Consider the following 26,949-nt stretch of genomic DNA (forward strand, 5'->3'; position numbering starts at 1 on the left):
GCCATCACGAATTTCATTTTCCGACCCCCGTCTGCAATCTCCACTGCAAACTGATGTGCCGGAATCATCGATGAAAGTCAAAGTTGTGGTGGTGCTGATGCCTGGTTGTAGAGCGACTTGTCCTCCGCAAAGCGCTTCTGTTGATCGACCTCACCGCCATGGACGACCGGATGCGAGTTAATCGCGGTTATGACTGCAAGGGCCGCCAGCGAATTGACATCACGATTGCCGCGATTGAACGCGGTCATCACGGTTTCCGCGATAACTTTCGCGTCTTCCTCCGAGCTTGATTTCACCACAAGCGTCGCAGCTGCCTTGTTGTAGGCGGCTTGCATGACGTTCCAGTCATCCTGGGAGTAGATCGGCTTTGAAGGATTATCGAAAGGCATAGGATTATTCCTTTCCCCTAGACGAAACGAACCCCGACACGGAGGAGAAAATAGCTTCGCAACTGTGGAGTTGCAAATCGAAAAGAATTTACCGGCAGTTGAAAGGGCTTACCGCAGCGCAATATGCTTTTGACCGCTTTCAAATGTGGCAAACGGGAAATCTGGGCTCTAGACAGTCGGTTCTGTTTCCGATCTTTCCCTGACAGCCCGCGACAAGCGCGACCAGCGCTGGCTGAACCAGGGGGTTACCAGTGATATTTTCTCGAAGCGTTGACTGGCAAAGGATGGATCGTGTTCCTCGAAGGTCCAGACCTTGAAATTTGTCAGTTCATGCGGTCCGAATGTGTGGATCAATGGAATATCGGCAGCATCCCGGCCACGCGCTACGACAATCCGCCCGATGCGACGCTGATTGTGACGGGCATCGAATGTGTGCCATTTGCCGCCGAGATAGACCTCGAACCAGGCGTTGAAATCCATTGGCGCTGGATCAGCCGGCACGCCAATATCGCCCAAATAGCCGTTCACATAGCGTGCTGGAATATTCATGCAGCGGCAGAAGGCAACGGCCAGATGCGCGAAATCCCGGCAAACGCCAACACGCTCCTCATGAGCTTGCGCTGCAGTGCGTGTCGATCTGGCAAAACCGTAGCTGAAGGTCAGTCGCTGGTTGACATAGTCAGTTATCGCCTGAACTCGCGACCAGCCGGGTTTGACGTGGCCGAAAAGACTCCACGCCAGATTGCTCAACTCGTCGGTCTCGCAATAGCGGCTCGCCGACAGATATGCCAGACATTCGGTTGGCAACTGGTCGACCCTCACCTCGGCTGCGTTATCGTCGACGGAGTCGGGGAGCCCGTCATCCTTGACGACCGCATCATACTTCAATGAGAGGTTGCCCGCAGGAGCCAGGAGGCGGATGCAGCTGTTTCCGAAAAGGTCGCGAAACGTTTCAAGCTTTGTATCCGGGGTAGCGGTTGGACCACGCTCGCATTGGACGTCTGGTATGCGTTCCGATTCGAGGTTGAGATAGGTCGTCATGGGTGTGGGCTGACTACAGCGAATTGCAATCTCGTAACCGATACGGATCAACATAGGCATATCCTCTAAGGTTTTGAGAAGAACGCTGCGATCCGGTTCAGGTTCCCCGCCAGTAAATTTTAATGGATGCTAGGCTCGCCGTGCGATTCAGGATCTGTTGACTATAGAGCCATAGAATTTGAAACAAATGCGCCGGACGGAAGTTAAGTCCGGAAGATGTGCGGTCAGATTGTTGGCGGTGCACAGGAGTGATTGGAATGGTGATGGCTGCAAAATATCCAGGTTCCCGCCCGCGCGCAGCGGACGTACTGCGAGAACAGGTCGTTCGCTCGGATTTTCGCCATGTGGCCAAAACAGCTCGCCCATCGGAAACGGACAGGAACATCCCCAAATTGCTTCAGGACCTGCTGGATCGACTCGACGAGGCGGAAAAAGCCTGGAAGAAAACTCGCTAATCTCATTGCGCTCTAATTTCGGACCTGCAGGACAGTGTTTTGGTAATGCCCCACGCGTTTCGATTTCGCATGGTTGACGAAACTGCCGAAGGACAGTGCGAAGGCGACGAAAATCACGAAAATGATGCCAAGACGCTGAACAAGCATGACAAAAATACCCCATTGGAATTTCCTGAGGATATCGTTGTCGATCTGAACGGCGACTGAACCCGGCGTTCACCTGGCACTCCAAATGATGACCTAATCCTTTACGTTGAAATGTGGCGCACAGGGTGACGCGGCGTCGTTGCTAATCTATGCTGCAGGCATGACCGAAGCTTTCGACGCGATTATCATCGGTGCAGGGCAGGCCGGGCCATCTCTGGCAGGTCGCCTCACGAACGCCGGCATGAAAGTGCTCATGGTCGAACGTAAGCTATTCGGAGGTACATGCGTCAATACGGGTTGTATGCCGACGAAGACGCTGGTCGCGAGTGCCTATGCAGCACATCTTGCCCGGCGTGGTGCTGATTTTGGCATCGAGACGGGTGGGCCGGTCCAAATCAACATGAAGCGGGTCAAGCAGCGCGCCGACACTGTGTCCTTCAATGCCCGCACCGGAGTCGAGAAATTCTTGCGTGGCATGGATGGCTGCACGGTTATGCAGGGCCACGCCCGTTTCGCCGGACCGCATGAAATCGTTATCGATGGCGCGGCCTTCACCGCACCCCGGATTTTTCTCAATGTTGGTGGCCGTGCCAATGTACCGGATATGCCTGGCGTTGACGACATCGACATCCTGACCAACACGTCCATGCTGGGGCTCGATACGGTGCCGAAGCACCTGGTTGTCATCGGCGGCAGCTATATAGGCCTCGAGTTTGCGCAAATGTACCGCCGGTTTGGTGCCGACGTGACCATTGTCGAGAAGGGCCCGAGGCTAGTTGCGCGCGAGGACGAGGATGTATCCGAAGCGATCAAGGAAATTCTCGAGGGCGAGGGAATTGTAATTCGCCTTAATGCGAAATGCATATCGTTTAGACCTCACGCCGAGGGTGCGGAGGTCGGTGTCGATTGCACAGCCGGTTCACCAACGGTTGTCGGCTCACATGTGCTATTGGCGATCGGTCGGCGGCCCAACACCGACGATCTTGGTGCCGACAAGGCAGGCATAGAACTTGATGAGCGTGGATACATCAAAGTTGATGACCAGCTTGAGACAAACGTACCTGGCATCTGGGCAATTGGCGATTGCAACGGGCGCGGTGCCTTTACTCATACCGCCTATAATGATTTCGAGATCGTTGCGGCAAATCTCCTTGACGGAGAGACCCGCAAAGTGGGCGATCGTATCCTCGGCTATGCGCTCTATATCGATCCGCCGCTCGGCCGGGTAGGCCTGACAGAGGCGCAGGCTCGCAAGACGGGGCGGCCATTGCTGACTTCCAAGAGGCCGATGACCCGTGTCGGTCGCGCAGTGGAAAAGGATGAGACACAAGGCTTCATGAAAGTCGTGGTGGACGCACAGACGCAAAGGATACTCGGTGCAGCCATACTGGGGATAGGCGGCGACGAGGCGATCCACGGCATTATCGACATCATGAATGTGGATGCGACCTATCCTCAATTGAAATGGGCTGTTCCCATACATCCTACCGTCTCTGAGCTGATTCCAACGCTGCTCGGAGACCTCAAGGAAGTAGAATGATGTGCAAGCTTATTCCATTACGGCCGCATGATCCGCCGGAGCGGCGTTTGCCGCCGGCTTGCGCAGCAGCATGACCAGCGGGATCGAGACCAGCGACATGATCATCAACAGCTTGAAATCGTCCATATAGGCGATAATTGTCGCCTGCGTCGTAATCATCCCGTCCAACGCAGCGCGACCAGCAGCCTTCATAGGGTCGAGATTCTGCATCACAGCAGGGGCGTTGAACGCGTGGTTGAACGGCGTGACATAGGCGGCGATCGACGAATGATTGCTTTGCACATTCTCGGTGATGAGCGCGGTGACGACCGCAATGCCGACGCTTGAGCCGATATTGCGCGACAGATTGTAGAGGCCGGTGCCTTCGCCGCGCATCGACGCAGGGAGGGTGGCAAAGGCGATGGTCGTAAGCGGCACGAAAAGGAAGCCGAGACCAGCGCCCTGGATGAAGCCCACATAGACGATAGTCCACTGCGACACGTCGGGCGTCCAGCCGGTCATGTCATACATGGCCCATGCGGTCAGGCTGAAGCCGAGGAACAGCAAAAAGCGCGTATCGACCTTGCCGATCAGTCTACCAACTATGAACATGCAGACCATTGTACCGACGCCGCGTGGCCCCATGACGATACCGGCGGTGACGACGGGATAGCCCATCAACGTTTGCAGATAAGGCGTCATCAAGGCGAGCGAGGCAAGATAGGTGACGCCTATGACGAAGATGAAGAACATGCTGACCGAAAAGTTGCGGTCGAGGAAGAGGCGCGGATTGACGAAGGATTTCTTCGCCGTGAATGTGTGCACAAGAAAGAGATAAAATGCGCCGGCGCAGATCAACGCCTCTATCTGGATTTCAGCGGAAGAGAACCAGTCGAGCTGTTCGCCGCGGTCAAGGAAGAGCTGCAGCGTTGCGATGGCAAGGCTCAGGGTTCCGAAACCGAACCAGTCGAGCTTTGCACTCACCTCTTTCGTCGTTTCTGAAACGAAGGCGACAATGCCGAAGAATGCCAGCATGCCGATGGGCACATTGATATAGAATACCCAACGCCAGCTGATATGGTCGGTCAACCAGCCGCCGATGACCGGTCCAAGCACTGGACCGACCATCACCGATACGCCGAAAAGCGCCATGGCCCTGCCGCGATCTTCTACCGAATAGATGTCGAGCAGAATACCTTGCGACAACGGCACAAGCGATGCGCCGAAGAGGCCCTGCATCAGCCGGAAGACAACGATCTGCGGCAAGGATTGGGCGAGACCGCACAGAACCGACGCGACGACGAAGCCGACAATGGCAGTCAGAAGGACGTTCTTGCGACCGAAGCGGGCCGCAAGAAAACCCGACGGCGGCGTCATGATGGCCGCGGCGACGATATAGGAGGTAAGGACCCAGTTGATCTGATCAGCACTCGCCGAGACACTTCCCTGGATGTAGGGCAGCGCCACATTGGCGATCGTTGTGTCGAGCGCCTGCATGATCACCGCAAGGATGACGCAGGCGGTTATCGCGCCGCGATTGGCGACGACGGATGCGGCGCTGGGAATTGCGATGGTATTAGACATGATCCTTGCTGCCGAAAAGACTTGTCACGAAAGATGGCAGGCCGCGGGCATGGCCTGTATCGACACCTACGGTGACACTCATGCCCACTCGCAGTGGCGGCTTACCCGCCATGTCGTCGATACTTACGAGCATGGGGATGCGCTGGACAACCTTCACCCAGTTGCCTGTAGTATTCTGGGCAGGCAGCAGCGAAAAGCTGGAGCCGGAAGCCGGGCTGATGCTGGAGACCGTGCCTTTCCAGGTCACGTCGGGATAGGTGTCGACGCTGATGGCGACTGTCTGACCGGGACGCACATAGGTGAGTTCGGTCTCTTTGGGGCTCGCAGCGATCCACATATGCGTTGTCGAGACGAGACTGAAACCGGCCTGCGACGCTTGAAGATATGCACCGGTCTGCAAAGAGCTGACATTGGTGACGATACCGTCAAATGGGGCACGGACAACCGTGTGATCGAGATTGCGCTGGGCATTGTCAACAGCCGACTGCTGCTGCAGATAGGAAGGATTTTGCTCAACGGGTTGATCTGCGTTGCCGCCAAGCTGCGCCAGCGTTGCCGCAGCTTCTGCCTTGGCAACGTCGACCTTTTGCTGGGCCGCGTCGAGATCGTGCTTTGCCTGATCATAGGTCGCGCGGGACGCGAAGGAGCTTGCATTCAGGTCCTGCTGGCGCTGCAGCGACTTTTGGAAAAACGGAATATCGGCTTCAGCCTGGGTTATCTCCGCCAGGGATTGCTTGTAACTCGCTTCAAGATTGAGAACTTGATTGCGGACTACGCCGAGCTGCGCCTTCGCGCCGGCAAGTGCGATGGCAAAGGGAGAGGCATCGAGACGGAACAGCACATCGCCCTGCTTGACCTGCTGATTGTCGCGGACATCCACCGACTGCACGATACCGGACACGTCGGTGGAAACACCGACCATGTCAGCTTGGATATAGGCGTTGTCGGTCGACATGACCTGACCGCCAGTCGCATAGAAATAGCCGCCAACGATCAAAAGAACCGGCAAAAGCGCAAAAAGCAGCGGACGCTTCAAGCTGCGCCGCGCGCGCGCCGGTGCGGGAGCAGCGGGGGGCGTAGTTTCCTTCGCCACGGGTACTGCAGGCGCGGTTTCGATGGTCGTATCGGGCTTTTCCATTACCGGGTCATTGCGCGCGACATTGTCCGAATTGGCAGGTATCCGCAGGGAAGGTGAACCGTCAGCCATGATTTTTCTCTCTGTCCTCGACCGGCGTTTGGCATGCGTCGATCAAATTTGTCTTCATTAGGGTCAGTGTTCGAATAAGATGTTCGCGATCTGCATCCGGGACATCGGCGAGCGCTTCAGAGCGGGTAAGGTCTGCAACACGGCGAATGCCGTCGAGAAGGGGCCTTGCCTCTTCGCGAGAAAACAACAGCCGGATACGCCGGTCAGTAGGATGCTTGCGTCGCTCAATGAGGCCGCGCTCCTCAAGCTTGTCGAGGATACGAACCAGGGTGATCGGCTCGACCTCCAAAAGCTCGGCCAGACCCGCCTGGTGGATTCCCTCGTTCTTGGCGAGATATGCCAGTGTCTGCCATTGCGACCGCGTAAGGCCCAAATCCTTTGCACGCTGTTCGAAACGCTTGCGCAACAGGCGCGCGACCTCGTGCAGGAGAAAGCTCAGTGTTGGTGCATTGTCCATGAGGGAATGTGTAAACTCGTAAGGATGCTTATAACAGTCACGCATATAGCAAGGGTGCTACGAGATTGAAAGGGGACAGCTCGCCTCGGGCAGAAAAAAACTGCGCAAGGCCTTCAACATGTCGTGAAGAAATCCGGGTCGGCTCCACGGAGGCGGTTCAATCCTTGCGCGGCAGGAACGTCTGTTCGTATCCGCTGATGAATCTGTCAAAAAGCATAGCGAAGGCTTCGACATCTGTGGCGGGCCAGTCTTGGACGACCCCCTGCACGACAGCGAGTTTCTGAGCCTTGATTTCCGCGACCAACTTCCGGCCTAGCGCTGTGATAACGACCACGATGCGCCGCGCGTCCGCTTGGGAAGCTTTGCGGCGCAGGACGCCCCGCGTGACCATTTCCGCAGCGATACGGCTAGCCCGGGACGGATCGATGCGCAAAATTTCGGCGATCGCACCAACGGTCACTTCGCCTGCGGTTTCCGCTCGTCTCACGGCGTCAAGGACGTCGAGGTGTGAGAGTTCCAGACCAGGCGCAACGTTTTGAACTGCAAGGCGGCCAATCAGGCGTCTGCCGACCAACAGGCGCATCCGCGTCATTACCTGACCGATATGCACGATGTCTTCATGATAGGTCTGATTGTCGGCTTCACGTTTATGTGTCGTCATGGCGCCTGTCATATTTTTGAGCATATGAATATGCAAATGGCATTATAATGCTGTTGACAATTATATGCTAATAGCACATTTATCTAAGTAATCAAGTTCGGATATCCTGCTCAATGGACATGCATGCAACGCCCGCGCCGCTCGTTACGGACCACCGTCTGCGGCTTATCATCTTCTTTTTCCTGAGTTCGGCCATGTTCATGGCGACGCTCGACAACCAGATAGTCTCGACTGCCTTGCCGACAATCGTCGGCGAGTTCGGCCATCTGGAACGCTTCGGCTGGATCGGATCCTCATATCTGCTTGCATCGAGCGCTGTCATGCCGATCTACGGCAAACTGGGCGATCTCTTCGGGCGCAAATATGTGATGATGACTGCCATCGCGATCTTCACCATCGGATCAGCCGTGTGCGGTCTCGCCGTGTCGATGAACACGCTGATCGCTGCGCGGGTGCTGCAAGGGCTCGGCGGCGGCGGTATCATGGTATCGATCTTCTCCATCAACGCCGATCTTTTCGAACCGCGAGAACGGGCGCGATATCAGAGTTATTCAAGCCTTGTCCTCATGGCTTCTGGCGCAATCGGTCCGGTACTCGGCGGCACGATGAGCGATCTTTTCGGCTGGCGATCGATTTTTCTGGTCAACATCCCGGTTGGGATCATCGTCCTGACCGGACTGTTCACGATGCTTCCCTATCGCAAGCCCGAACGCAAGCCAACGATCGACTATGCCGGCGCGATATTGTTGGCCCTGACCACGAGCAGCATCGTGCTTGTTGCCGACAGCTCAGAGCTGTTCGGTTCGATAATATCGGTCCAGAGTGTTGGCATTCTTGCATTCGGCATCGTGTGCGCCACGAGTTGGGTGTTCGTTGAACGTCGAGCAGTGGAGCCCATCGTCCCGCCGACACTTTTCCGGAATCCGACATTCTCGCTGCTGCTTGTGATCTCGATCACCAGCGGGGCGATTGCTATCGGCATGGTCAATTATTTTGCGCTTTTCCTACAGACTACAACGGGTCTGTCGCCCTCGCAGGCGGGGGTGTTTTTCATCCTTTTGACCGGAGGCATCGTTTGTGGATCTCTCCTGGGAGGGCGGCTGATCTCGACGACGGGCCGTTACAAACCACAATCCATAGCCAGTCTTTCTTTGAGCTTTCTCGCCTTCATGCTGTTCACGCAGGTCCAGGCAGGAACGCCCGTGTTTCTCATTGGTATCTTGATGGCCATGCACGGCATCGGCATCGGTCTCGGACAACAGGTTCCGGTGATTGGTGTACAGAACGCAGCAGACAGCCGGGATGTCGGGGCAGCGACAGGGGCGGTGACACTTTCACGCATGGGCGGAGCCTCCATCGCCATTTCCATCTATGGCGCTATCGTTGCAGCAAATCTTTCCCGTGTCGGCGTCACCATTCCGGGGGTCAGTAACATTGAGCAGTTGACACCGAAAATGCTGGGTGCGTTGCCAGAGGCGGCGCGACAAGCAGTTGCCGATAGCTATGCTGCAGCATTCACGCCGCTTTTCCTGACCTCGGCAGGCTTCGCCATCACTGGCTTGCTGGCAGCGTTCATGCTCAAACCAGTGCTGCTGCCGACCGCAGGGACGGTGAAACGACCGAATTCAGTCGAATAGTAAGCGAAGTAGTGCCGCACAGGTGACTCGCACACCGCGATCATTGCGAATTTTTGTGACAGCGCTTGCAGGAAAGATTGTGCAGGCTTCCAACTATTGGAGTAGCCTCACTTGCTACGCGCTCAGGGAGGTATCCATGGCTGCTATCAGAATTGCTGCATTTGCCGCATTCGTCGCCGCAGGGTCCAGTGTTGCGGCAGCCGAGGGCATTGGCGGCCAATATAGGTCGGAAGGCATTGACCCTGCAGACTCGCATTTTTCGGTAACAGTAGAAATCGAAATATTAGCCGAAAACACTTGCCGCATTAAGTGGAGCGACGGTTCGAAGGGTATCTGCATGCTGAAAGGGACAACTCTTTCTACCGCTGGCATCGTACATGGAACCGCACAGCTTGGGGTCTATGAGGTGTCCAGCGACGGGAGCATAGAAGGCTCCTTTATCGACGACTATCACGGAGGCGGGATTGGCAAGGGAGGGAAGATCGGCAAAGAGAAGATGACCCCGATCCGCTAGCCGGGCCGCCTGCCATCCGTTGCCCGTGACAGTTCGGCATCGACCGGGGGCGGGTCTGAAAGGCGTCGTGTGTTACCTGAGTGCAAAAAGCGATGCTCAGGCTGGCTGGAAAGTGGCGCTAAGTTTTTGAAATGTTTGGTGCCGCATAGGTGACTCGAACACCTGACCCCATCATTACGAATGATGTGCTCTACCAACTGAGCTAATGCGGCAGGAAAAGAACTTCCCGATCCTTGAAAGCGGCCATCATGATGTGCCAGCGGATGTCGCGCCTGATACCTTCATTGGGTTGCAAATGCAAGCCTAGAGATGCGTGCGTGTCGTCAAAATTCTGGTCGCCAGCCACCCTTGATCCTCGCATGATCACCAAATTAGAATTTTTCTATTTTGACGATAGACAAGTGCGAAAGAGCAGTTAATCTTCTCCCTACCACATGACGCCCGGAAGAGGCACCTGCGTCAACGTTCTGGGAGGAACCTATGGCCAAAGTGGAATTGTTCGTGAATGGGCGTGCCGTCACAGGCGAAGCCGAAGACCGCACACTGCTGGTGCACTTCCTGCGTGAAAATCTTGGATTAACTGGCACGCATGTCGGGTGCGACACGTCGCAATGCGGTGCATGTGTCGTTCATGTCGATGGCAGGGCGGTCAAGTCCTGCACAATGCTGGCGGCCCAAGCCTCCGGCTCGACGATCACGACGATCGAGGGCCTCAGCGCCAGTGGAGAACTGCATCCGCTTCAGGTCGCGTTTCGGGAAAATCATGCGCTTCAATGCGGGTTCTGTACGCCTGGCATGATTATGACGTCGGTCGATATGATACGGCGGCACCCAAACGGGCTTGATGAAGCAACCGTGCGGGATCAGCTCGAAGGCAATATTTGCCGCTGTACCGGTTATCACAACATCGTCAAGGCCGTGCTCGACGCATCGGACAAAATGGGCAAGGGCGCCGTCAAAGCCGCCTGATCATTTGGATTTTCAGTTTTGCAGCCGGTGGCTTGGAGGTCAACTTTTTCCAGGCAAACGCGCTATCGACAGGGAGACGCAGCCATGGGTGTTGAAGGTATCGGAGCACGTGTTCTTCGCAAAGAAGACAGAAGATTTATCACTGGCAAGGGCCGCTATACTGACGATATGTCCGTACCGGGCATGAAGCATGCTGCCTTCGTGCGCAGCCCCCACGCTCACGCGAAAATCACCGGCATCGATGTTGAAACAGCGAAGAAGATGCCCGGCGTCATTGGCGTTCTGACAGGTGCGGAACTGAAGGCGGACGGCATCGGCAATCTCATTTGCGGCTGGATGATCCATTCCAAAGACGGAACGCCAATGAAGATGGGCGCTTGGTCGCCGCTTGCCACCGACGCGGTGCGTTATGTGGGCGATGCGGTCGTTATCGTAATTGCTGATACGAAGGGGCAGGCGCGTGATGCCGCCGAGGCGGTCGACGTGTCATACGAAGAGCTTCCGGTCGTTGTGAAGACTGCCGAAGCCCTCAACGAAGGTGCGCCGCAACTTCATTCGGAAGCGCCAGGCAATCTGATTTTTGATTGGGACATCGGGGATGAAAAGGCCACGAATGATGCTTTCGCAGGCGCCGCGCATGTCACCAAGATGGATATTGTCAATGGCCGCCTTGTTCCTAATGCGATCGAACCGCGTGCCACGCTCGGGGTCTACGACGCTGGAGAAGATCACTATACGTGTTGGACGACGTCTCAAAATCCACATGTTGCGCGCTTGGTTTTGAGCGCATTTTATAATGTCGCGCCGGAGAACAAGCTGCGCGTCATCGCCCCGGACGTCGGAGGCGGCTTCGGATCGAAGATCTTCATTTATCCTGAAGAACTCATTTGCCTCTGGGCATCGAAAAAGACCGGAGTTCCGGTCAAATGGGTGGCCGACCGGACCGAAAGTTTCCTGGCGGATGCGCATGGTCGTGACCACGTCACGCATGCGGAATTAGCCTTTGACCAGGATAATAAAATCCTTGGTCTCAAAGTGCAGACGATCGCCAATCTTGGCGCTTACATGTCGCTATTCTCGAGCTCCGTGCCGACCTATCTTTATGCCACGCTTCTCTCTGGCCAATACGACATTCCGGCGATCCACGCCAATGTGAAAGCCGTTTATACCAACACGGCGCCAGTCGATGCCTATCGCGGAGCCGGGCGACCGGAAGCAAGCTTTGTGCTCGAGCGCATCATGGAAACCGCAGCGCGCGAATTGAAGGTTTCTCCGGCAGAGCTTCGGCGAAAAAATTTCATCCGTACTTTCCCGCACCAGACACCGGTAATCATGAACTATGACGCAGGTGATTTCGACGCGACCCTCGATGCCGGGCTGAAAGCTGCCGACTATGAGGGATTCGAGAAGCGCCGCGAGGAGGCCGCCAAGCGTGGCAAGCTCCGCGGTATCGGTTTGAGCTGCTACATCGAGGCCTGCGGCATTGCACCTTCCGCGGCAGTCGGCTCTCTTGGGGCAGGCGTGGGTCTGTGGGAGAGCGCGGAAGTCAGGGTTAACGCGATTGGCACGATCGAAATTCTGACTGGCTCCCATTCGCACGGTCAAGGACACGAGACAACGTTTGCCCAATTGGCTACCGAGCGTTTCGGTGTTCCGATCGAGAGCGTTTCCATCGTTCATGGAGATACGGACAAGGTGCAGATGGGGATGGGGACCTATGGCTCGCGTTCCGGCGCGGTCGGAATGTCGGCCGTCGTCAAGGCTTTGGATAAGGTGGAAGCCAAGGCAAAGAAAATTGCTGCCCATCTCCTCGAAGCAGATGAAGCCGATATCGAGATCAAGGACGGTGATGTCAGAGTCGCTGGCACCGACAAGTCGCTGCCATGGTTTCAGGTAGCGCTTGCGGCCTACACCGCCCACAATCTTCCTTCCGGCATGGAGCCGGGATTGAAAGAGGGTGCGTTCTACGATCCATCCAACTTCACGTTCCCAGGCGGCTGTCATATCTGCGAAGTGGAAGTCGATCCTGAGACGGGTGTGACCGAGATAATTCAGTTTGTTGCTGCGGATGATTTCGGCAAGATCATCAACCCGATGATCGTCGAAGGACAGGTCCACGGGGGACTGGCTCAAGGCATCGGCCAAGCACTGCTGGAAGGCACGCACTATGACGATACGGGGCAGCTGCTAACTGCGAGCTTCATGGACTACACCATGCCGCGCGCGCAGAACCTGCCGTCGTTTAATATCATGACGACGGAAACGCCCTGCCCATCAAATCCGCTCGGAATCAAGGGGTGCGGCGAGGCGGGAGCAATTGGTTCGCCGCCCGCCGTGATCAACGCCATCACTGATGCGATCCGCAACAACAATCTGACCATGCCGGCGACGCCGCAAACTGTGTGGAATGCCATCCAGGCTGCGAAGTGAGGGGAAATCATCATGTATGAGACACAGTATCATCGCGCTGCCTCCGTTGAAGAGGCTGCAAGACTGATGGGTGAGGCCGAAGATGGCAAATTCCTAGCTGGTGGGATGACCCTAATTCCAACCATGAAGCAGCGTCTGGCGTCACCTAGCGATCTTATAGATCTCAGGAGAATCGAAGCGTTGAAAGGCGTCACGGTCGATGGCCGCACCGTGCGGATTGGCGCGGTCACGACACATTACGATGTCTCGACCAATGAGGAGCTCGCAAAGATTTGCCCAGCCATTGCCAATCTCGCTAGCCATATTGGCGATCCGCAGGTGCGAAACATGGGCACAATTGGAGGGTCGATCGCCAACAACGATCCGGCTGCTGACTACCCCTCGGCCCTGTTGGCGCTCGATGCGACGATAATCACCACCCAACGCTCCTTGCCCGCGTCGGACTTCTTTGTCGGCCTATTCGAAACGGCCCTTGAGCCAAACGAGATTATTGTGGCCGTGGAATTCGTTGCACCTGACAAAGCTGCCTACAAAAAATTCCCAAATCCGGCTTCACTTTATGCAATGGCCGGTGTTTTCGTTGCCAAATCGGGCGACAATATCCGTGTTGCTGTAACAGGCGCAGGCGAGGGCGGCGTTTTTCGTCTCAAGGATGCAGAGAGAGCACTCGCCGGAAACTTTAGCCCCTCGGCGCTGGATAGTCTCGCGGTGGATCCGGACGTACTCCTTTCCGACATGCATGCTTCCGCCGACTATCGTGCCAATCTGGTCAAGGTCATGGCGAAGCGTGCTATAGCGGAGATCACGAACAGGCCGATGTGAGACGGACATCCCTCGTCGTGGCGACAGCACCGCTAAGCTGCACAAAGCGCCGTCTTTGCCGCGCGATATTCACGTTCCAGGCGGGCGATAAGATCGGCAGCAGGAGCGATTTCCTTGACGGCCGCAATACCCTGACCGCATCCCCAAATGTCTTTCCAGGCCTTGGCGCCGGTCGTCGCTGCCTCGAAGTCCATTTTGGACGGATCAGCCTCGGGCAAATGGTCCGGGTCCATTCCGGCCTTGGCTATCGATGGCTTCAGATAATTTCCATGAATCCCAGTGAAATAATTTGAATATACGATATCAGAAGAACTGGAATCGACGATCATCTGTTTATAGTCATCGCCAGCGCGCGCTTCTGTGGTGGTAATAAAGGGCGAGCCGATATAGGCAAGGTCGGCACCCATGGCCTGAGCTGCCAGAATGGCGCGGCCGGTCGCGATGGCACCCGACAGCAATAAAGGCCCATCGAACCACTCACGGATTTCCTGGACAAGCGCGAACGGAGAGAGCATTCCCGCATGGCCTCCCGCACCTGCTGCGACCGCTATTAACCCATCCGCGCCTTTGCGAATGGCTGAATTCGCATGGCGGTTGTTGATGATGTCGTGAAGGACAATACCACCGTACGAGTGGATGGCCTCGTTCACCTCCGGCACCGCTCCCAACGATGAGATAACGATGGGAACTTTGTATTTTACGCACATCATCAAATCGTGTTCGAGCCGCTTGTTCGAGCGGTGTACAATCTGATTCACGGCAAACGGCGCAGCAGGGCAGTCGGGGTTTTTCTCGTCATGATCGCGTAAGCCTTCCGTAATCTCTGCCAGCCACTCGTCGAGCTGTGCTTCGGGGCGGGCATTCAAAGCCGGAAAAGATCCAACAATTCCCGCCTTGCACTGTGCGAGTACGAGCGCGGGATGTGAAATGATGAACAACGGAGCGCCAACCACCGGAATTCGCAACTTCGACTTCAAAATATCCGGCAAGGCCATTGTCCATCTCCAAATTTTGACGTTAGCGTAAACGTAATTTGCTTTACCAGAGCTGATGCATTGGGGGCAAGTGAAAGGCAAGTGATACTATGATCGAGCGGTGGTGCAGCGTTTCGAACAATAGCGTTCATAATTCGAAACGGCCATCATTGCGCCGCGCGAGTCTTGAATAAGCAGCGAGATGCGTTATGGCTAGCCAATCATGGGAGCCGTGTTGAAGGGATAATTGTCGAGTTGGAAGCAATCGAGCAAGCGATCAGGAATGCGTTGGCCAAAGTCGATGTCGGGAGCCCTGCGATTCGGCAGAAGGTTTACGAATCGGCTTGGGGAGCGCATGAGCGTTCGCTTGCGGCAAACGGGGCGTTGGACGATGGGCAACGGGACGAACGCCGCGAACGGCTAAAGGACGCAATCACCAGGATCGAAAAAGAAGTTCAGACAACTGGCTCGATCGCGCCTCCGGTGCCAGCGCCAGTTGTTGAAAGGCGTGAACCAGTGCTTTCGCAGTCTGCGACAAGGATCGAACCAACGATTGATGTTGGACGGGAACCTGAACTTGACGCACCGGAACTGGTATCGGATGGACCTGTTACTGCCGACAATTATCGCCCGGACCGTCTGCGCCCACGGCTGAAGCGAAACATGGAACGCAAAAAGGCGAGCGGCCTGACAAAATTTGTTATCATTCTTGCGATCCTGGCCCTAGCGCTCGGTCTGCTTTGGCTTGTTGCTTCCGGAATCATTAATTCGAAGCCGTCCAGCATCCCGCCAAGTACCGGCAATCCGGCCGTAAGCGGTAGCCATGAGCCGCTGAAGGAAGGCGAGTTGTCGCCTGAGGGTAGCTGGATTACGATTTTCGATCCGTCCGATACAACGCAGGTATCTGTCGCCGGACGGGCGACGGCAACGATCGGTGGTGATCAGGTAGAGAAGTATCTACGTATCAAGTCGCCTGGTGAAGCCGATGAAGTTAGTTTCCAGGTCGGCCAAGGCGTTCTCGAACAGCTTGCCGGTAAAAACACGATGTTCGATATCGTGGCCAAGAGCGAAGATGGTGCCAGGACGCAAATGGCGGTGAGCTGCGACTTCAGGGATCTGGGTGATTGCGGACGCACGCGTTTCGATGTTTCCGATGCGAGCAGCGAGTATCTGGTGCAGAAGCAATTTCCGGCGGACAAGAAACCGGTTGCGGGCGGCGCGATCAAGATCAATTCGGATATAACCCAGGCCGGAAAGTCGGTCGATATCATCTCGATACGCGTCCAGGTCACGAATTAGAAGAAGATGGAGCGCGCGTTTCTATCTTCTGGCGATCTGATTGCCGACCGCCGTGCCTCCTATGCTGATATGCTATTCGAAACCGGAGACTATGGTGCGGCTGCCGACCTCATGCGGCAAGCACTGGAGATAACTCCCAATTGGGCTGCCGGCCTTTTTCGGGTTGGCGAGATGCATGAGGCGGCGGGGCAGGGTGATGCGGCTGCTGAAGCTTGGCGCAAATTGCTGCAGCTCGATCCAGACGATCGCTTTGGCGCAGGATTGAAGCTCGCAGCAACCGGCCACGCTGCCGTACCGGAAACGCCGCCGACAGCCTATGTCGAAACCCTATTCGACGCTTATGCGCCAACCTTTGAAACAGCGCTTTTGGAGAGGCTGGAGTATCGCGTCCCCGAATTGCTGGCGAACGCCATCAAGGTGGCTGCGCCGGAACGGCGTTTCCGCTCCGTGCTTGATCTTGGCTGCGGTACCGGCCTGATGGGTCCGTATTTCCGCGCCGATGCCGATGAACTGGGCGGCGTGGACCTCTCCGAAGCCATGCTGCAGAAGGCTGCCGAAAAACAAGTTTATGACACTCTTATCAAAGGCGATGTCAACGAACTCGATACGCCTGCCCAAAGCGCCGATCTCGTCATTGCGGCGGATGTCTTTGTCTATGTCGGTGATCTCCACCGTGCCTTCCACAATGTCGCCGGGGCCTTGGTCCCGGATGGGTTGTTCGCATTTTCCGTTGAGAACCATTCGAGCGACAATGAGCTGATCCTGCAGCCATCGCTACGTTACACCCATTCCGAAAGCTACGTTCGGCGGGTCCTGGCGGAGAATTCCATGACATTGGTAAGTTTGCAGCAGGAGACCATCCGTCTTGATCGGGGCGAACCCTTGCAAGGGCTTATTGTCGTCGCGAAGCCCGACATCTGATTAATCTTTGCGGAATACCAGTCGTCCCATCCAACCAGTCACGACGGCAAGGAACACGGCGAAAAGACCGTAAAGCAGGCTGTATTGATTGGCGGCGCGGTAGATGCGGAACTCCAGCCCCGCTTTGACAATGTTGAGGCTCGTCGAGCTTTCACGCAAGAACTCACCATTGCGAAACAGATATGCGCGAGCAATGTGTTTGCCCACAGGCACGTTGGCGGGCAATGAGAGGGTCGCACGGAACAACGTGGATGACAGGAATTGCACGTCGCCAGGGCGTTGATTGTATAGACGCTGTTTGAGCTTCAGCCGGGGCAACTCCTTAGTGAACTCCTTCAGGGATTCGCTCGATCCGAATCCGTCAGGTATTGGCTCGTAGAAGATATTATTGACCCCCAGGCTGAGCTGGCCGAATATTTTCGGCGTTGCTATATCCTGCAGATTGCGGGTTGATGCGAGCGAATAGGATGCCGGAATGTGTTGGAATGATACGGATTCCGCGTTGACCCAAATGCCAAAAAATCTGTCCTTGCGTCGCACGACAAAATCCCTCTCGGGACCTTCCAGTACCACAACGATATCATAACGACCTTGCCGCTGGATCAGCGGATCAGCATTGTCCAACGCACCGAAAACCGTCAGGTCAGTGCCTCGGAAACCGGATGTGATCGCGATCGTATCGGTCGAGAGGCCGATTTCAACGGTTTCCTTGTTGCCAGGCAATTGCTGTGCACGGGCCTGTTGTCCCGCAGCGAGCGCAATGATCAGAATTAGAGCAGCGGCTGGCGTATTCATTGCACTGCCCTCGTGGCCAGCGCAATGCTGATCGAATAAACGTCATCGGGTGTGACAAAGAGTTCGATGGCAAGGCGCAGGCCAACGGCCAGAACCAGCATGGCCAACAGCGCGCGCAATTGTTCGCCGCGCAATTTCTGGCCGATGCGAGCGCCGTATTGGGCGCCGATCACTCCCCCCGTCATCAAAAGCATCGCCAGTACGATATCGACTGATTGATTGGTCGTTGCCTGCATGACAGTGGTGAAGGCCGTGACGAAAACGATCTGATAGAGGGAGGTCCCGATAACCACGTTTGTCGGCACCTTCAGTAGGTAAATCATCGCGGGAACCATGATAAAGCCGCCGCCGACGCCCATGATCGACGAGAGAAACCCTATGGCTCCACCGAGCACCAAAACGGGGATGATGCTCACATAGATCTTCGAGGCGCGGAACCGCATCTTGAAAGGCAGGCGGTGTACCCAATTATGCTGGCCCGGCTTCTTCAGATTGGAGAGCTGGCCAGCTCTCGTCCTTCGCATGGCCTGAAGGCTTTCATACAACATCAGACCGCCAACGGTGCTAAGAAAGACGACATAGAGAAGCGACACTATGAGATCGAGCTGGCCAAGTTCGCGCAACAGAACAAAGACATAAATACCGACGCCTGCACCGGCGATGCCGCCTACAACCAGCAACGAACCTAGCTTGACGTCGAGTGTGCCGCGTTTGAAATGGGTAAGAGCTCCGCTGAATGACGAAGCAATGACCTGGTTTGCGCCAGTAGCGACCGCAACAGCAGGTGGAATATTATAAAAGATGAGAAGCGGCGTTATCAAAAAACCGCCGCCAACGCCAAACATACCCGATAAAAATCCTACCGCCGCGCCCATAAAAAATAGCACGAAGACATTGACCGAAATCTCGGCGATAGGCAGGTAAATACCCAATGCGAACCCCAAACCCATTGTGGCGTCAGGACACCGTCGTAGCACCACAATGATAGCAATTCTTTAAGGTTTCTTGCCCGCTTGCCGGGCTCAAGTCAAATTCTGACTGAGGGCCCTAATACATTGCGGTTTAAACGCGAATCCCTGTGTCGCAATAGCATTGTTATAATGGTTTTAAGAGAGAAACTTATCCCCTTGGCAAGGTCAGCCATTCGTCCTGAGTAAATTGCGAACCAGATCCTTGTCGATATTGCCGGTGGGCCTGAGCCCATTGTCCTTCTGGAACGCCATGATCGCGTCGCGTGTTTTAGAGCCGATTTTACCGTCCGAACCGCCGGCATCGTAGCCGTGCTTGTTGAGGATGAGTTGAACGTTGCGGATGGCCTTTTCCATGTCGATCGAACCGGTCGTCGTTGGCCTTTCCTGCCATTCCGCGGGCACGTTAAGGGCGTTGGCGTCGGGATTCAGCTGTTTCGGCTTCCAAAGCTCGGTGGCAGCCTTCGCGCGTTCAAGCTGCTCGGGAGACATGATCTTGGCCACGTCGTCTCGCTTCTGAGCAGCGTCCTTGTCACCGGCATTGGCCGCAATGGCGAACCATTTGTAGCTCTCTTCCAGATTCTGTGGCAGGCCCACACCCTTGGCCGAAAGAATGCCAAGATTGAACTGGCTGTCCTTGACACCGAGTTCGGCTGCCTGGGTAAACCAACGCGCGGCGGCTTCGTTGTCGGGGGCTACACCATCGGTTCCGGCGGCAAAAAGGACTGCGAGGTTGTGCATGGCGCTCGCGTTGCCTTGTTCCGCGGCAAGCTGGTAATAAGTCTTGGCTTTCGCCAGATCGCGAGTAAGACCAAGGCCCTTCTCGTAGAAGTTGCCGATGCGGTATTGCGCCGGCGCGAAGCCCCGTTCTGCAGCAAGATTGTACCATTCGGCTGCTTTGGTGAAGTCATTGCTGACACCGCGCCCGTCCATATAGTTGTTACCGATTTCGAAAAGAGCCTTGCTGTCGCCGTTTGCTGCCGCATCGCGCAGCGGTTGGGGTCCCGCCTCAGTCGGAATGGTCGGAATAGCTGTGGTCGATGCAGTATCGGTGGCCGGTACCACCGGCGTGGCGTCGATGGTGGATGGTGTTGCTTGTTGCGTGGCGATAACCGCTTCCACACTATCCGGTGCGGGCTGTGAGGCAGCCAGTTCCTTCGGTGCGCTGTTTTCGGCCGGAGTTGTGAGTTCCGGAGTCTTTCCTTGCTCTACAGGTTGTGGTGCTTTGACTGCAACATCACCTACTTGTTCGGGTGGTGTAGGCTGGGCAATGGATGCCTTATCAATTCCGTCCGCATAGTTCAGATACGCATTTTTCAGTTGCAGACCTGCAATTGCGATCATGATCGCGCCGATCGCCAAGAGAATTGGCCTGCGCTGGCGTGTAAGCAGGCTGTCCTTGGCATCGTCAGTCCTGTCCGACACAGGAGTGCGTTTCTGGCTCTCGACTTCCGAGGCTGCTGCTTGAGCAGCGCGCCGAGCGGCGGCGATGAAATCGGCCTTGCCTTCCGATGTGCCGCCGGCAAGCGGCATATCCCGGCGGTCGTCGCGAACGCGCTTCAGGATAGAATTCAGATCTGGCATACCGGAGCCAGGTTCAAGCGGACGGTTGAGGATGTTCGGATCCAGATCGACTTTATCCGTCTTCTTTGCCTCCTCGACGATATCGATTTCCAAGTCCTGTGGCACCATTTCCTGTTTGCTGCGTCCCTTCAGGCCGCGGGCAAGGCTGCTGAAGAGAGATCTTTTTTCGTGGGGTCCCTCTTCCGCAACATCAGCACCCGTCGCTTCCGACGGCAGTTCCTGGCTTGTCAAGAAGATCGCCGTATCGAGGACCGGCCCGACATCTATGGGGGAATCGTAAGCCAGCGTAACTTTCATCGCTGGCTCTTCGGGGATGACTGTTTCTTCAATCCGGGCTGCAAGGGGCCTGTGGACCGGAACCGGCCCGTTTTCGAGCGAGGCAAGACGGTCAACTATCTTGAGCAACGTATCGTGGATTGCCTCGAATGTCTTGCTGTTGCGCTCTTCGGATTTGCGTGAAAGTTTTTCCAACGTCTTCAAGTCGGCGGCGAGTTCGCGGGCAATCATGCTATCATGGTCGCTGCCAAAATTAGCAGTGTTGCGGATCGCCTCGGTCGCAGCGTTACGGGCAGCCTCCACCACGAGATCACGGTTTGCCGCCATTGATTCTTCGATCGCGTCGAGGCGTGGTGGGATCGCGGACATTTCGGCGTATCGATCATTCGATTGAGCCAGATGCTCGGCCAAACCCGCAATCTGCAGTTCAAGACTACGGATGACATCGTGCGTATTCTCGGTTTGAGGCATGTTTTGCGCAATGTAGCGTGCCATGTCCTCGAAACGGGCTTCGATATTGTCGGTTAAGCGAATGTCGCTGTTCTCGCTCATCAGGTGGTGGTCGTCGAGACGGCGCGTTAGTTCTTCGAAGCGCTGATCGATCTTTTCGATGAATTCAGGATCAGCTGCTGGCGGCGGTAAGGTTTCAAGCTTGTCGATGATCTGCAGAACGCGGCTTTCAAGGTCGCGGAAATCGGAGATGTTGATCGCCGCCGGTGCGGTTTGCAAATGGCGCATCACTGCCGAAAGCTGTTCAGACAAGATGTCAAGACTGATCGCAGGTGTTTTGCTCTGCTCGGTCAGTTGATCAACACGCTCGGCGAGTTCGCCCATACGCTTGAGGATCGTATCCGAAGTGCGGTCGGGAGACGACAGTGCCGCAATGCGTGCCTCCAGGCGTTCGAAGGCATCGACTTCGATTGATTGGCCTGAGACTGGTTGCGAGGTAGCGACGATGGCGCGGCTGATCTCGTCAAGTCGTTCATCGAGCTGCTGCATGTATTTGGAAGGTAGCGAGGTGCCACTTCCAGTAGTCGAAGGGTTACGCTGTACAAAGGCGTCGAAGCGTTCATCGATTGCATCCCAGCGATCGCCAAGATTCTGCACGGATGCTTCGCGGGCCAATGTATTGACCGTGCGCTTCAATTCATCGAGGTCCCCGCGCAGCATGGAAAGATGACCCGTCTCCGGCTGGCTTGCAGAAGCGCGGTTGAACAGGCGATCACTTGAAGCGGTCGACTGGCCGAGTCTGCCAATCGTTTCGCTGTGTGGTTCCGCAGAGTTGGCGGGCGCTTTGATCTCGCCTTCCATCTCCTCACGGAGCTGTTTGAGTTGAGCGGCAATTGCCGAGAGGTCATATTTGTTTGAAACAGGTGCCTGGGTTGCTGCAACGTAACGGGGGGTGGTCAATTGACCGGCACGGGAGGCGAGAGCGGCAAACCGGTCGGCAATATCCTCACTCTCCGGAAGCTCCTTCTTTGGCGCCATTGCACCGCGCAACTGACTTTCAAGGTCCTCGAGTGTACGGTTGAGACTGTCGAGCGACGTCGCATCACGGCGTGCGCGATTTACATTGACCTGTTCCATTAGTGACCTCTGGTTCGTCATGGACGTCTGCTCGAGTTGACGCCACACCGTGGCGGGTGAAAAACCATCGCTCTGAGGAAACGGCCAATAGCGCTGTGCGCGTCGGGGCCAAACCGGAGAGCCGGGGCTTGCGCCCCATGCGATCCGACAAGCCGTGAAAAACAAATCACACATAGACACGGTTCACCGTCATCGTGACATTGGCGAAACGTGGTAAACAACTGGTTAAGACCCTGTATGAAGTGGTTAAAAAAGTATTTGGCCGGCTTAATCCAAGAACGGCGATTTGCCCTGAAGGTGGGCACTGCGCCTAAATGCATCGTTAAAAAATGAATTCACGCAATTTTGACGTTTACGCAAACGTCAAAATTTGTTAGATTGGGCAACATCTCAACGGCGCCATAACTTGCGTGCCGTTTTTGCTTTGTTTTGGAGGAAGCTGATGCCGAGCTATCGCGCGCCTGTTGAAGACACGCTGTTTATCTTGAACGATGTTCTGGGTTTTGAACGCTACGGTAATTTGCAAGGTTTTGGCGACGCATCGCCGGATATTGTTGAAGCCATCCTCAGTGAAGGCGCAAAGCTGGCCGAGAACACACTGTTCCCGGTTAACCAGATAGGTGACCAAGAAGGCTGCGTGCGTCACGACGACGGTTCGGTAACGACACCCAAGGGTTACAAACAAGCGTTTGATCAGTATCGCGAGGGCGGCTGGGTTGGCCTTGCCGTGCCGCAGGAATTTGGTGGTCAGGGTCTGCCATACACGCTGCATGTGGCGGCGGGTGAATATATGGCTTCGGCGAACATGGCGCTCGTCATGTATCCGGGCCTGACGCAGGGCGCGATTGCGGCCATTCTCACGCACGGTACCGACGAGCAGAAACAAACCTATTTGCCCAAAATGACCGATGGCGCCTGGACCGGCACCATGAACCTCACGGAGCCGCATTGCGGCACCGATCTCGGTCTGTTGCGCAGCAAGGCTGTGCCGAATGTCGATGGTTCGTATCGGATTTCCGGGCAAAAGATTTTCATCTCTGCCGGCGAGCATGATATGGCTGAGAACATCATTCATCTGGTTCTGGCCCGTATCGAAGGTGCACCGGAAGGAACCAAGGGCATTTCACTTTTCATCGTACCGAAGTTCAACCTGGATGAGAACGGCAATCCAGGGACGCGCAACGGCGTATCGTGCGGCTCCATCGAAGAGAAGATGGGCATCCACGGCAACTCGACCTGCGTCATGAACTATGACGAGGCAACTGGTTATCTGATCGGCGGAGAGAACAAGGGTCTGCGCGCCATGTTCACAATGATGAACGAGGCGCGCCTGGGCGTTGCACTGCAGGGTCTGTCCATCGGCGAGATTGCCTACCAGAACGCTGCCATCTATGCGCGCGACCGTATCCAGGGGCGCTCATTGACCGGGCCAAAGCAGCCGAACAAGAAGGCTGATCCGATTATCGTCCACCCGGACATCCGCCGTATTCTCCTGACGATCAAGTCTTTCAACGAAGCCGGACGTGCGTTCATCCTCTGGTCGGCATTGAAGTCGGACATTGCCCATCGCTCAGGTGACGAGACCGAAAGGCAGTTGGCCGACGACATTCTAGGCCTGATGACCCCGGTATTGAAAGGCGTCCTGACCGACAAGGGCTTCGAGCACGCCTGCATGGCGCAACAGGTCTTCGGTGGCCATGGTTATATCGAAGAACATGGTATGAGCCAGTACGTACGCGACGCACGTATCGCGATGATCTATGAGGGCGCAAATGGCATCCAGGCATTGGATCTGGTCGGCCGCAAGCTCGGAGCAAATGGCGGCCGTGCGGTCATGGCTTTCTTCAAGGAAGTCGGCGATTTCTGCGAGGAAAATCGCGGCGACGAGAAGCTGTCCTTCTTCACGAAGCATTTGAAGAAGGGCCTCAACGACTTGCAAGCGGCATCCATGTGGCTGATGCAGAATGGCATGGCGAACCCAGACAATGCGGGTGCTGCTTCGACCGACTACATGCATCTCTTCGGCCTGGTTTCGCTCGGCTACATGTGGGCGCGAATGGCCAAGGCATCGCATACCAAGCTTGCTGAAGGCGCTAGCAACAAGGCCTTCCATGAGACCAAGCTCGTTACGGGCAAGTTCTTCGTGGAGCGCGTCATGCCGGAGACGTCGGCGCATCTTGCTCGCATTCAGACGGGGGCGGATACGATGATGGCGCTCGCTGCGGAAGCATTCTAAGCTGCCGCACGCTCATTTCGAGCCGCGGTCTCGCGGCTCCTTTACTATTCTCGGGAGGTTTGTGATGGGTCTGCGACCGGAAGAAGTATTGGGTGTTCCGAAACCCGACTGGAAGACTGACGACGTTGTGATGCTGGAAGAGATGGCCACGAAATTTCTCGAGGCCGAGGTTCTTCCGCACTACGACCGTTTTGAGAAACAGGAAATGTTCGACCGTTCTGTCTGGGAGCTTGCCGGTGAGAACGGGCTTTTGTGCGCCTCGATGCCGGAAGAATATGGTGGGGCAGGTGGCAGCTATGCGCACGAAAGCGCCATTCTTGAAGCCATCAGCCATGTCGGTGTCGACGGCTTCGGCATAGCACTGCACAATTCCATCGTTGCTCCCTATATCCTCCACTATGGGTCTGAAGAGCAAAAACAGGAATGGTTGCCGAAAATGGCGACCGGCGAACTGATCGGCGCCATTGCCATGACCGAGCCCGGTGCGGGCTCGGACCTCCAGGGCGTCAAGACCAGCGCGAAAAGGGATGGCAACCACTACGTCATCAATGGGTCGAAGACATTCATCACCAACGGCCAGCTGGCGAATCTGATTGTTGTCGTGACCAAGACGGATCCCGCGCAGGGGGCTAAGGGCACCTCACTCATCATCGTCGAAACCGATGGGCAGGAAGGTTTCGAACGCGGCCGTAATCTCGATAAGATTGGGTTGAAATCGAACGATACCTCGGAACTCTTTTTCAATGACGTCCGCGTGCCTACGTCCAATCTTCTTGGCACAGAAGAAGGACAGGGTTTTGTCCAACTGATGCAGCAATTGCCACAAGAACGGTTGCAGATTGGCGGGACTGCTATTGCCATGGCAGAACGCGCCATTGCGATTACATCGGACTATGTCAAGGAGCGCAAGGCTTTCGGCAAGGCCGTTATCGAGTTCCAGAACACACAGTTCAAGCTGGCCGAACTCAAGACGGAGGCGACGATCGGCCGCGTTTTCTACAATCATTGTGTCGAACGCCATCTGAATGGCGGGCTCGATCCCGTTACGGCTTCAATGGCAAAGTACTGGCTGAGCGACCTGCAAAACAAGGTGGTCGACGAATGTCTGCAGCTGCATGGCGGGTACGGCTATATGAACGAATATTCTATTGCCCGTATGTTCCGCGATGCGCGCGTCCAGCGAATCTATGGCGGCACCAACGAAATCATGAAGCTTTTGATCGCCCGCAGCCTTTGAGCTGCCGGTTCGAACAGGGAGAATGAAATGACTGAGGCATATATCTACGACCACGTCCGCACGCCGCGTGGCAGAGGCAAAAAGGACGGCAGTCTGCACGAAGTGCCTGCCGTTCGTCTCGGCGCTCATGTGCTTGAGGCGCTGCGCGATCGCAATGGCCTCGATACGGGCCTGGTCGACGACATCATCTACGGCTGCGTCGATCCGGTCGGTGAAGCTGGCGCTGTTATTCCGCGATCCTCGGCCTTCGAAGCGGGCTATGATTTCAAGGCGCCGGGCATGCAGATATCGCGTTTCTGCGCATCTGGTCTTGACGCCGTGAATTTCGCCGCCGCCAAGATCGTGCAGGGTGCGGACGACATTGTTATCGCCGGCGGTGTTGAATCAATGTCGCGGGTCGGCATGGGGATGTCGGGCGGCGCTTGGTACATGGATCCGTCGGTCGGCTTGCCGGGCTATTTCATGCCTCAGGGCGTTTCCGCTGACCTGATCGCCACGAAATATGGCTTCACCCGCGATGATGTTGACGCTTACGCAGTCGAAAGCCAGAAGCGAGCCGGTGAGGCCTGGAAGAAAGGCTACTTCAAGAATTCGGTTCTCGAGATCAAGGACCAGAACGGCCTGACGATTCTTGATCACGACGAGCACATGCGGCCGACCACGGACATGCAGGCACTGGCTTCGCTCAATCCATCCTTCGTGATGCCTGGTGAAATGGGTGGCTTCAACGCTGTCGGCATTCAAGCTCATCCCGAAGTCGAGACGATCAATCACGTCCATCATGCCGGCAATTCGTCCGGTATCGTTGATGGCGCCGCCGGCGTATTGCTTGGCTCAAAAAGCGCAGGCAAGGCGATCGGCTCAAAGCCGCGCGCCCGCATCCGCGCATTCGCCAACATCGGTTCGGACCCGGCGCTGATGCTGACCGGCCCAGTCGACGTAACGGAGAAACTCTTGAAGCGCGCCAAGATGAAGATTTCGGACATCGATCTCTTCGAACTGAACGAGGCGTTTGCTGCTGTGGTGCTTCGCTACATGCAGGCTTTCGACATTCCGCGCGACAAGATCAACGTCAATGGCGGTGCGATCGCCATGGGGCATCCGCTTGGCGCGACTGGTGCAATGATCCTCGGCACGGTTCTTGATGAACTAGAGCGCCGCGATCTCAATGTTGCGCTCGTTACACTGTGCATCGGTGCGGGCATGGGCACCGCAACCATCATCGAACGCGTCTGAGGAG

The 26,949-nt window shown here is 56.0% G+C and carries 23 protein-coding genes and 1 tRNA gene; 13 read left to right on the forward strand and 11 right to left on the reverse strand.

The features are described from left to right. Window positions 1-77 precede the first annotated feature (77 nt). Window positions 78-389 (reverse strand): hypothetical protein, encoded by a 312-nt coding sequence (locus PHA01_RS00345; protein ID WP_271892496.1) that lies wholly within the window; start codon window positions 387-389, stop codon window positions 78-80. A gap of 168 nt (window positions 390-557) precedes the next feature. Continuing rightward, window positions 558-1,484, reverse strand: coding sequence for a transglutaminase-like domain-containing protein (locus tag PHA01_RS00350; RefSeq protein ID WP_271892498.1), 927 nt, complete (start codon window positions 1,482-1,484; stop codon window positions 558-560). Window positions 1,485-1,687: 203 nt separating this feature from the next. Here PHA01_RS00350 and PHA01_RS00355 point away from each other — a divergent pair, with 203 nt between their 5' ends. From PHA01_RS00355 to PHA01_RS00365, 3 genes are all read left to right on the forward strand, one after another. After that, complete coding sequence (locus PHA01_RS00355; protein ID WP_271892500.1) at window positions 1,688-1,885, forward strand: hypothetical protein; 198 nt, start codon at window positions 1,688-1,690, stop codon at window positions 1,883-1,885. Between the two features lie 69 nt (window positions 1,886-1,954). Beyond that, entirely contained in the window at window positions 1,955-2,092 is a 138-nt protein-coding gene (locus PHA01_RS00360) for a hypothetical protein (protein WP_271892501.1), read from the forward strand. Between the two features lie 100 nt (window positions 2,093-2,192). Continuing rightward, on the forward strand, window positions 2,193-3,572 hold the full coding sequence (locus tag PHA01_RS00365) for an FAD-containing oxidoreductase (RefSeq protein WP_271892504.1): 1,380 nt from the start codon (window positions 2,193-2,195) through the stop codon (window positions 3,570-3,572). Window positions 3,573-3,581: 9 nt separating this feature from the next. Here PHA01_RS00365 and PHA01_RS00370 read toward each other — a convergent pair whose 3' ends face one another. The 4 genes from PHA01_RS00370 to PHA01_RS00385 form a co-directional block, all read right to left on the reverse strand. Next, window positions 3,582-5,135: a DHA2 family efflux MFS transporter permease subunit gene (locus PHA01_RS00370; protein ID WP_271892507.1), complete on the reverse strand. Its 1,554-nt coding sequence runs from the start codon at window positions 5,133-5,135 to the stop codon at window positions 3,582-3,584. Then, window positions 5,128-6,342 (reverse strand): HlyD family secretion protein, encoded by a 1,215-nt coding sequence (locus tag PHA01_RS00375; protein ID WP_271892509.1) that lies wholly within the window; start codon window positions 6,340-6,342, stop codon window positions 5,128-5,130. Before PHA01_RS00375 ends, PHA01_RS00370 begins: the two co-directional genes overlap by 8 nt. After that, window positions 6,335-6,799 (reverse strand): MarR family winged helix-turn-helix transcriptional regulator, encoded by a 465-nt coding sequence (locus PHA01_RS00380; RefSeq protein ID WP_271892510.1) that lies wholly within the window; start codon window positions 6,797-6,799, stop codon window positions 6,335-6,337. The genes PHA01_RS00375 and PHA01_RS00380 overlap by 8 nt, the downstream gene beginning before the upstream one ends. Before the next feature lie 157 nt (window positions 6,800-6,956). Further along, window positions 6,957-7,460 carry a MarR family winged helix-turn-helix transcriptional regulator gene (locus tag PHA01_RS00385; RefSeq protein ID WP_271892512.1) on the reverse strand — a complete coding sequence of 168 codons (504 nt, stop codon included), beginning with the start codon at window positions 7,458-7,460 and terminating at the stop codon, window positions 6,957-6,959. Window positions 7,461-7,573: 113 nt separating this feature from the next. On the opposite strand from PHA01_RS00385, the gene PHA01_RS00390 reads away from it, so the two are divergent. Next, on the forward strand, window positions 7,574-9,097 hold the full coding sequence (locus tag PHA01_RS00390; protein ID WP_271892515.1) for an MDR family MFS transporter: 1,524 nt from the start codon (window positions 7,574-7,576) through the stop codon (window positions 9,095-9,097). 136 nt (window positions 9,098-9,233) lie between these two features. After that, window positions 9,234-9,611: a hypothetical protein gene (locus PHA01_RS00395; protein ID WP_271892518.1), complete on the forward strand. Its 378-nt coding sequence runs from the start codon at window positions 9,234-9,236 to the stop codon at window positions 9,609-9,611. Between the two features lie 136 nt (window positions 9,612-9,747). Here the strand turns inward: PHA01_RS00395 and PHA01_RS00400 are convergent. After that, window positions 9,748-9,823: transfer RNA gene (locus PHA01_RS00400), tRNA-Thr, on the reverse strand. A gap of 268 nt (window positions 9,824-10,091) precedes the next feature. Between PHA01_RS00400 and PHA01_RS00405 the strand changes: the two genes are divergently transcribed. The 3 genes from PHA01_RS00405 to PHA01_RS00415 all read left to right on the forward strand — a co-directional run bounded on the left by PHA01_RS00405 (window position 10,092) and on the right by PHA01_RS00415 (window position 13,832). Beyond that, window positions 10,092-10,580 (forward strand): (2Fe-2S)-binding protein, encoded by a 489-nt coding sequence (locus tag PHA01_RS00405; RefSeq protein WP_271892520.1) that lies wholly within the window; start codon window positions 10,092-10,094, stop codon window positions 10,578-10,580. Between the two features lie 84 nt (window positions 10,581-10,664). Next, complete coding sequence (locus PHA01_RS00410; RefSeq protein ID WP_271892522.1) at window positions 10,665-13,010, forward strand: xanthine dehydrogenase family protein molybdopterin-binding subunit; 2,346 nt, start codon at window positions 10,665-10,667, stop codon at window positions 13,008-13,010. Between the two features lie 12 nt (window positions 13,011-13,022). Then, a complete protein-coding gene (locus tag PHA01_RS00415; RefSeq protein ID WP_271892524.1) occupies window positions 13,023-13,832 on the forward strand; it encodes an FAD binding domain-containing protein in 810 nt (269 codons plus the stop codon). Between the two features lie 32 nt (window positions 13,833-13,864). On the opposite strand, the gene PHA01_RS00420 is transcribed toward PHA01_RS00415, so the two are convergent. Continuing rightward, a complete protein-coding gene (locus tag PHA01_RS00420; protein WP_271892527.1) occupies window positions 13,865-14,827 on the reverse strand; it encodes an NAD(P)H-dependent flavin oxidoreductase in 963 nt (320 codons plus the stop codon). Between the two features lie 234 nt (window positions 14,828-15,061). Here PHA01_RS00420 and PHA01_RS00425 point away from each other — a divergent pair, with 234 nt between their 5' ends. Continuing rightward, complete coding sequence (locus tag PHA01_RS00425; protein WP_271892529.1) at window positions 15,062-16,105, forward strand: hypothetical protein; 1,044 nt, start codon at window positions 15,062-15,064, stop codon at window positions 16,103-16,105. 6 nt (window positions 16,106-16,111) lie between these two features. Next, window positions 16,112-17,026, forward strand: coding sequence for a methyltransferase domain-containing protein (locus tag PHA01_RS00430; RefSeq protein ID WP_271892530.1), 915 nt, complete (start codon window positions 16,112-16,114; stop codon window positions 17,024-17,026). Here PHA01_RS00430 and PHA01_RS00435 read toward each other — a convergent pair whose 3' ends face one another. The 3 genes from PHA01_RS00435 to PHA01_RS00445 form a co-directional block, all read right to left on the reverse strand. Then, a complete protein-coding gene (locus PHA01_RS00435; RefSeq protein WP_271892532.1) occupies window positions 17,027-17,821 on the reverse strand; it encodes a TIGR02186 family protein in 795 nt (264 codons plus the stop codon). Then, window positions 17,818-18,753, reverse strand: a complete 936-nt coding sequence (locus tag PHA01_RS00440; RefSeq protein WP_271893889.1) for a sulfite exporter TauE/SafE family protein — start codon at window positions 18,751-18,753, stop codon at window positions 17,818-17,820. The genes PHA01_RS00435 and PHA01_RS00440 overlap by 4 nt, the downstream gene beginning before the upstream one ends. A 204-nt stretch (window positions 18,754-18,957) precedes the next feature. After that, complete coding sequence (locus tag PHA01_RS00445; protein WP_271892534.1) at window positions 18,958-22,257, reverse strand: peptidoglycan-binding protein; 3,300 nt, start codon at window positions 22,255-22,257, stop codon at window positions 18,958-18,960. Between the two features lie 421 nt (window positions 22,258-22,678). On the opposite strand from PHA01_RS00445, the gene PHA01_RS00450 reads away from it, so the two are divergent. The 3 genes from PHA01_RS00450 (at window position 22,679) to PHA01_RS00460 (ending at window position 26,945) form a co-directional block, all read left to right on the forward strand. Continuing rightward, window positions 22,679-24,472, forward strand: a complete 1,794-nt coding sequence (locus PHA01_RS00450) for an acyl-CoA dehydrogenase C-terminal domain-containing protein (protein ID WP_271892535.1) — start codon at window positions 22,679-22,681, stop codon at window positions 24,470-24,472. A gap of 64 nt (window positions 24,473-24,536) precedes the next feature. Then, window positions 24,537-25,709 carry an acyl-CoA dehydrogenase family protein gene (locus PHA01_RS00455; protein ID WP_271892537.1) on the forward strand — a complete coding sequence of 391 codons (1,173 nt, stop codon included), beginning with the start codon at window positions 24,537-24,539 and terminating at the stop codon, window positions 25,707-25,709. Between the two features lie 27 nt (window positions 25,710-25,736). Beyond that, entirely contained in the window at window positions 25,737-26,945 is a 1,209-nt protein-coding gene (locus PHA01_RS00460; RefSeq protein ID WP_271892539.1) for an acetyl-CoA C-acetyltransferase, read from the forward strand. The last annotated feature ends 4 nt before the right edge of the window (window positions 26,946-26,949 follow it).

This window comes from Candidatus Phyllobacterium onerii (assembly GCF_028331445.1).
Taxonomy (GTDB): domain Bacteria; phylum Pseudomonadota; class Alphaproteobacteria; order Rhizobiales; family Rhizobiaceae; genus Phyllobacterium; species Phyllobacterium onerii.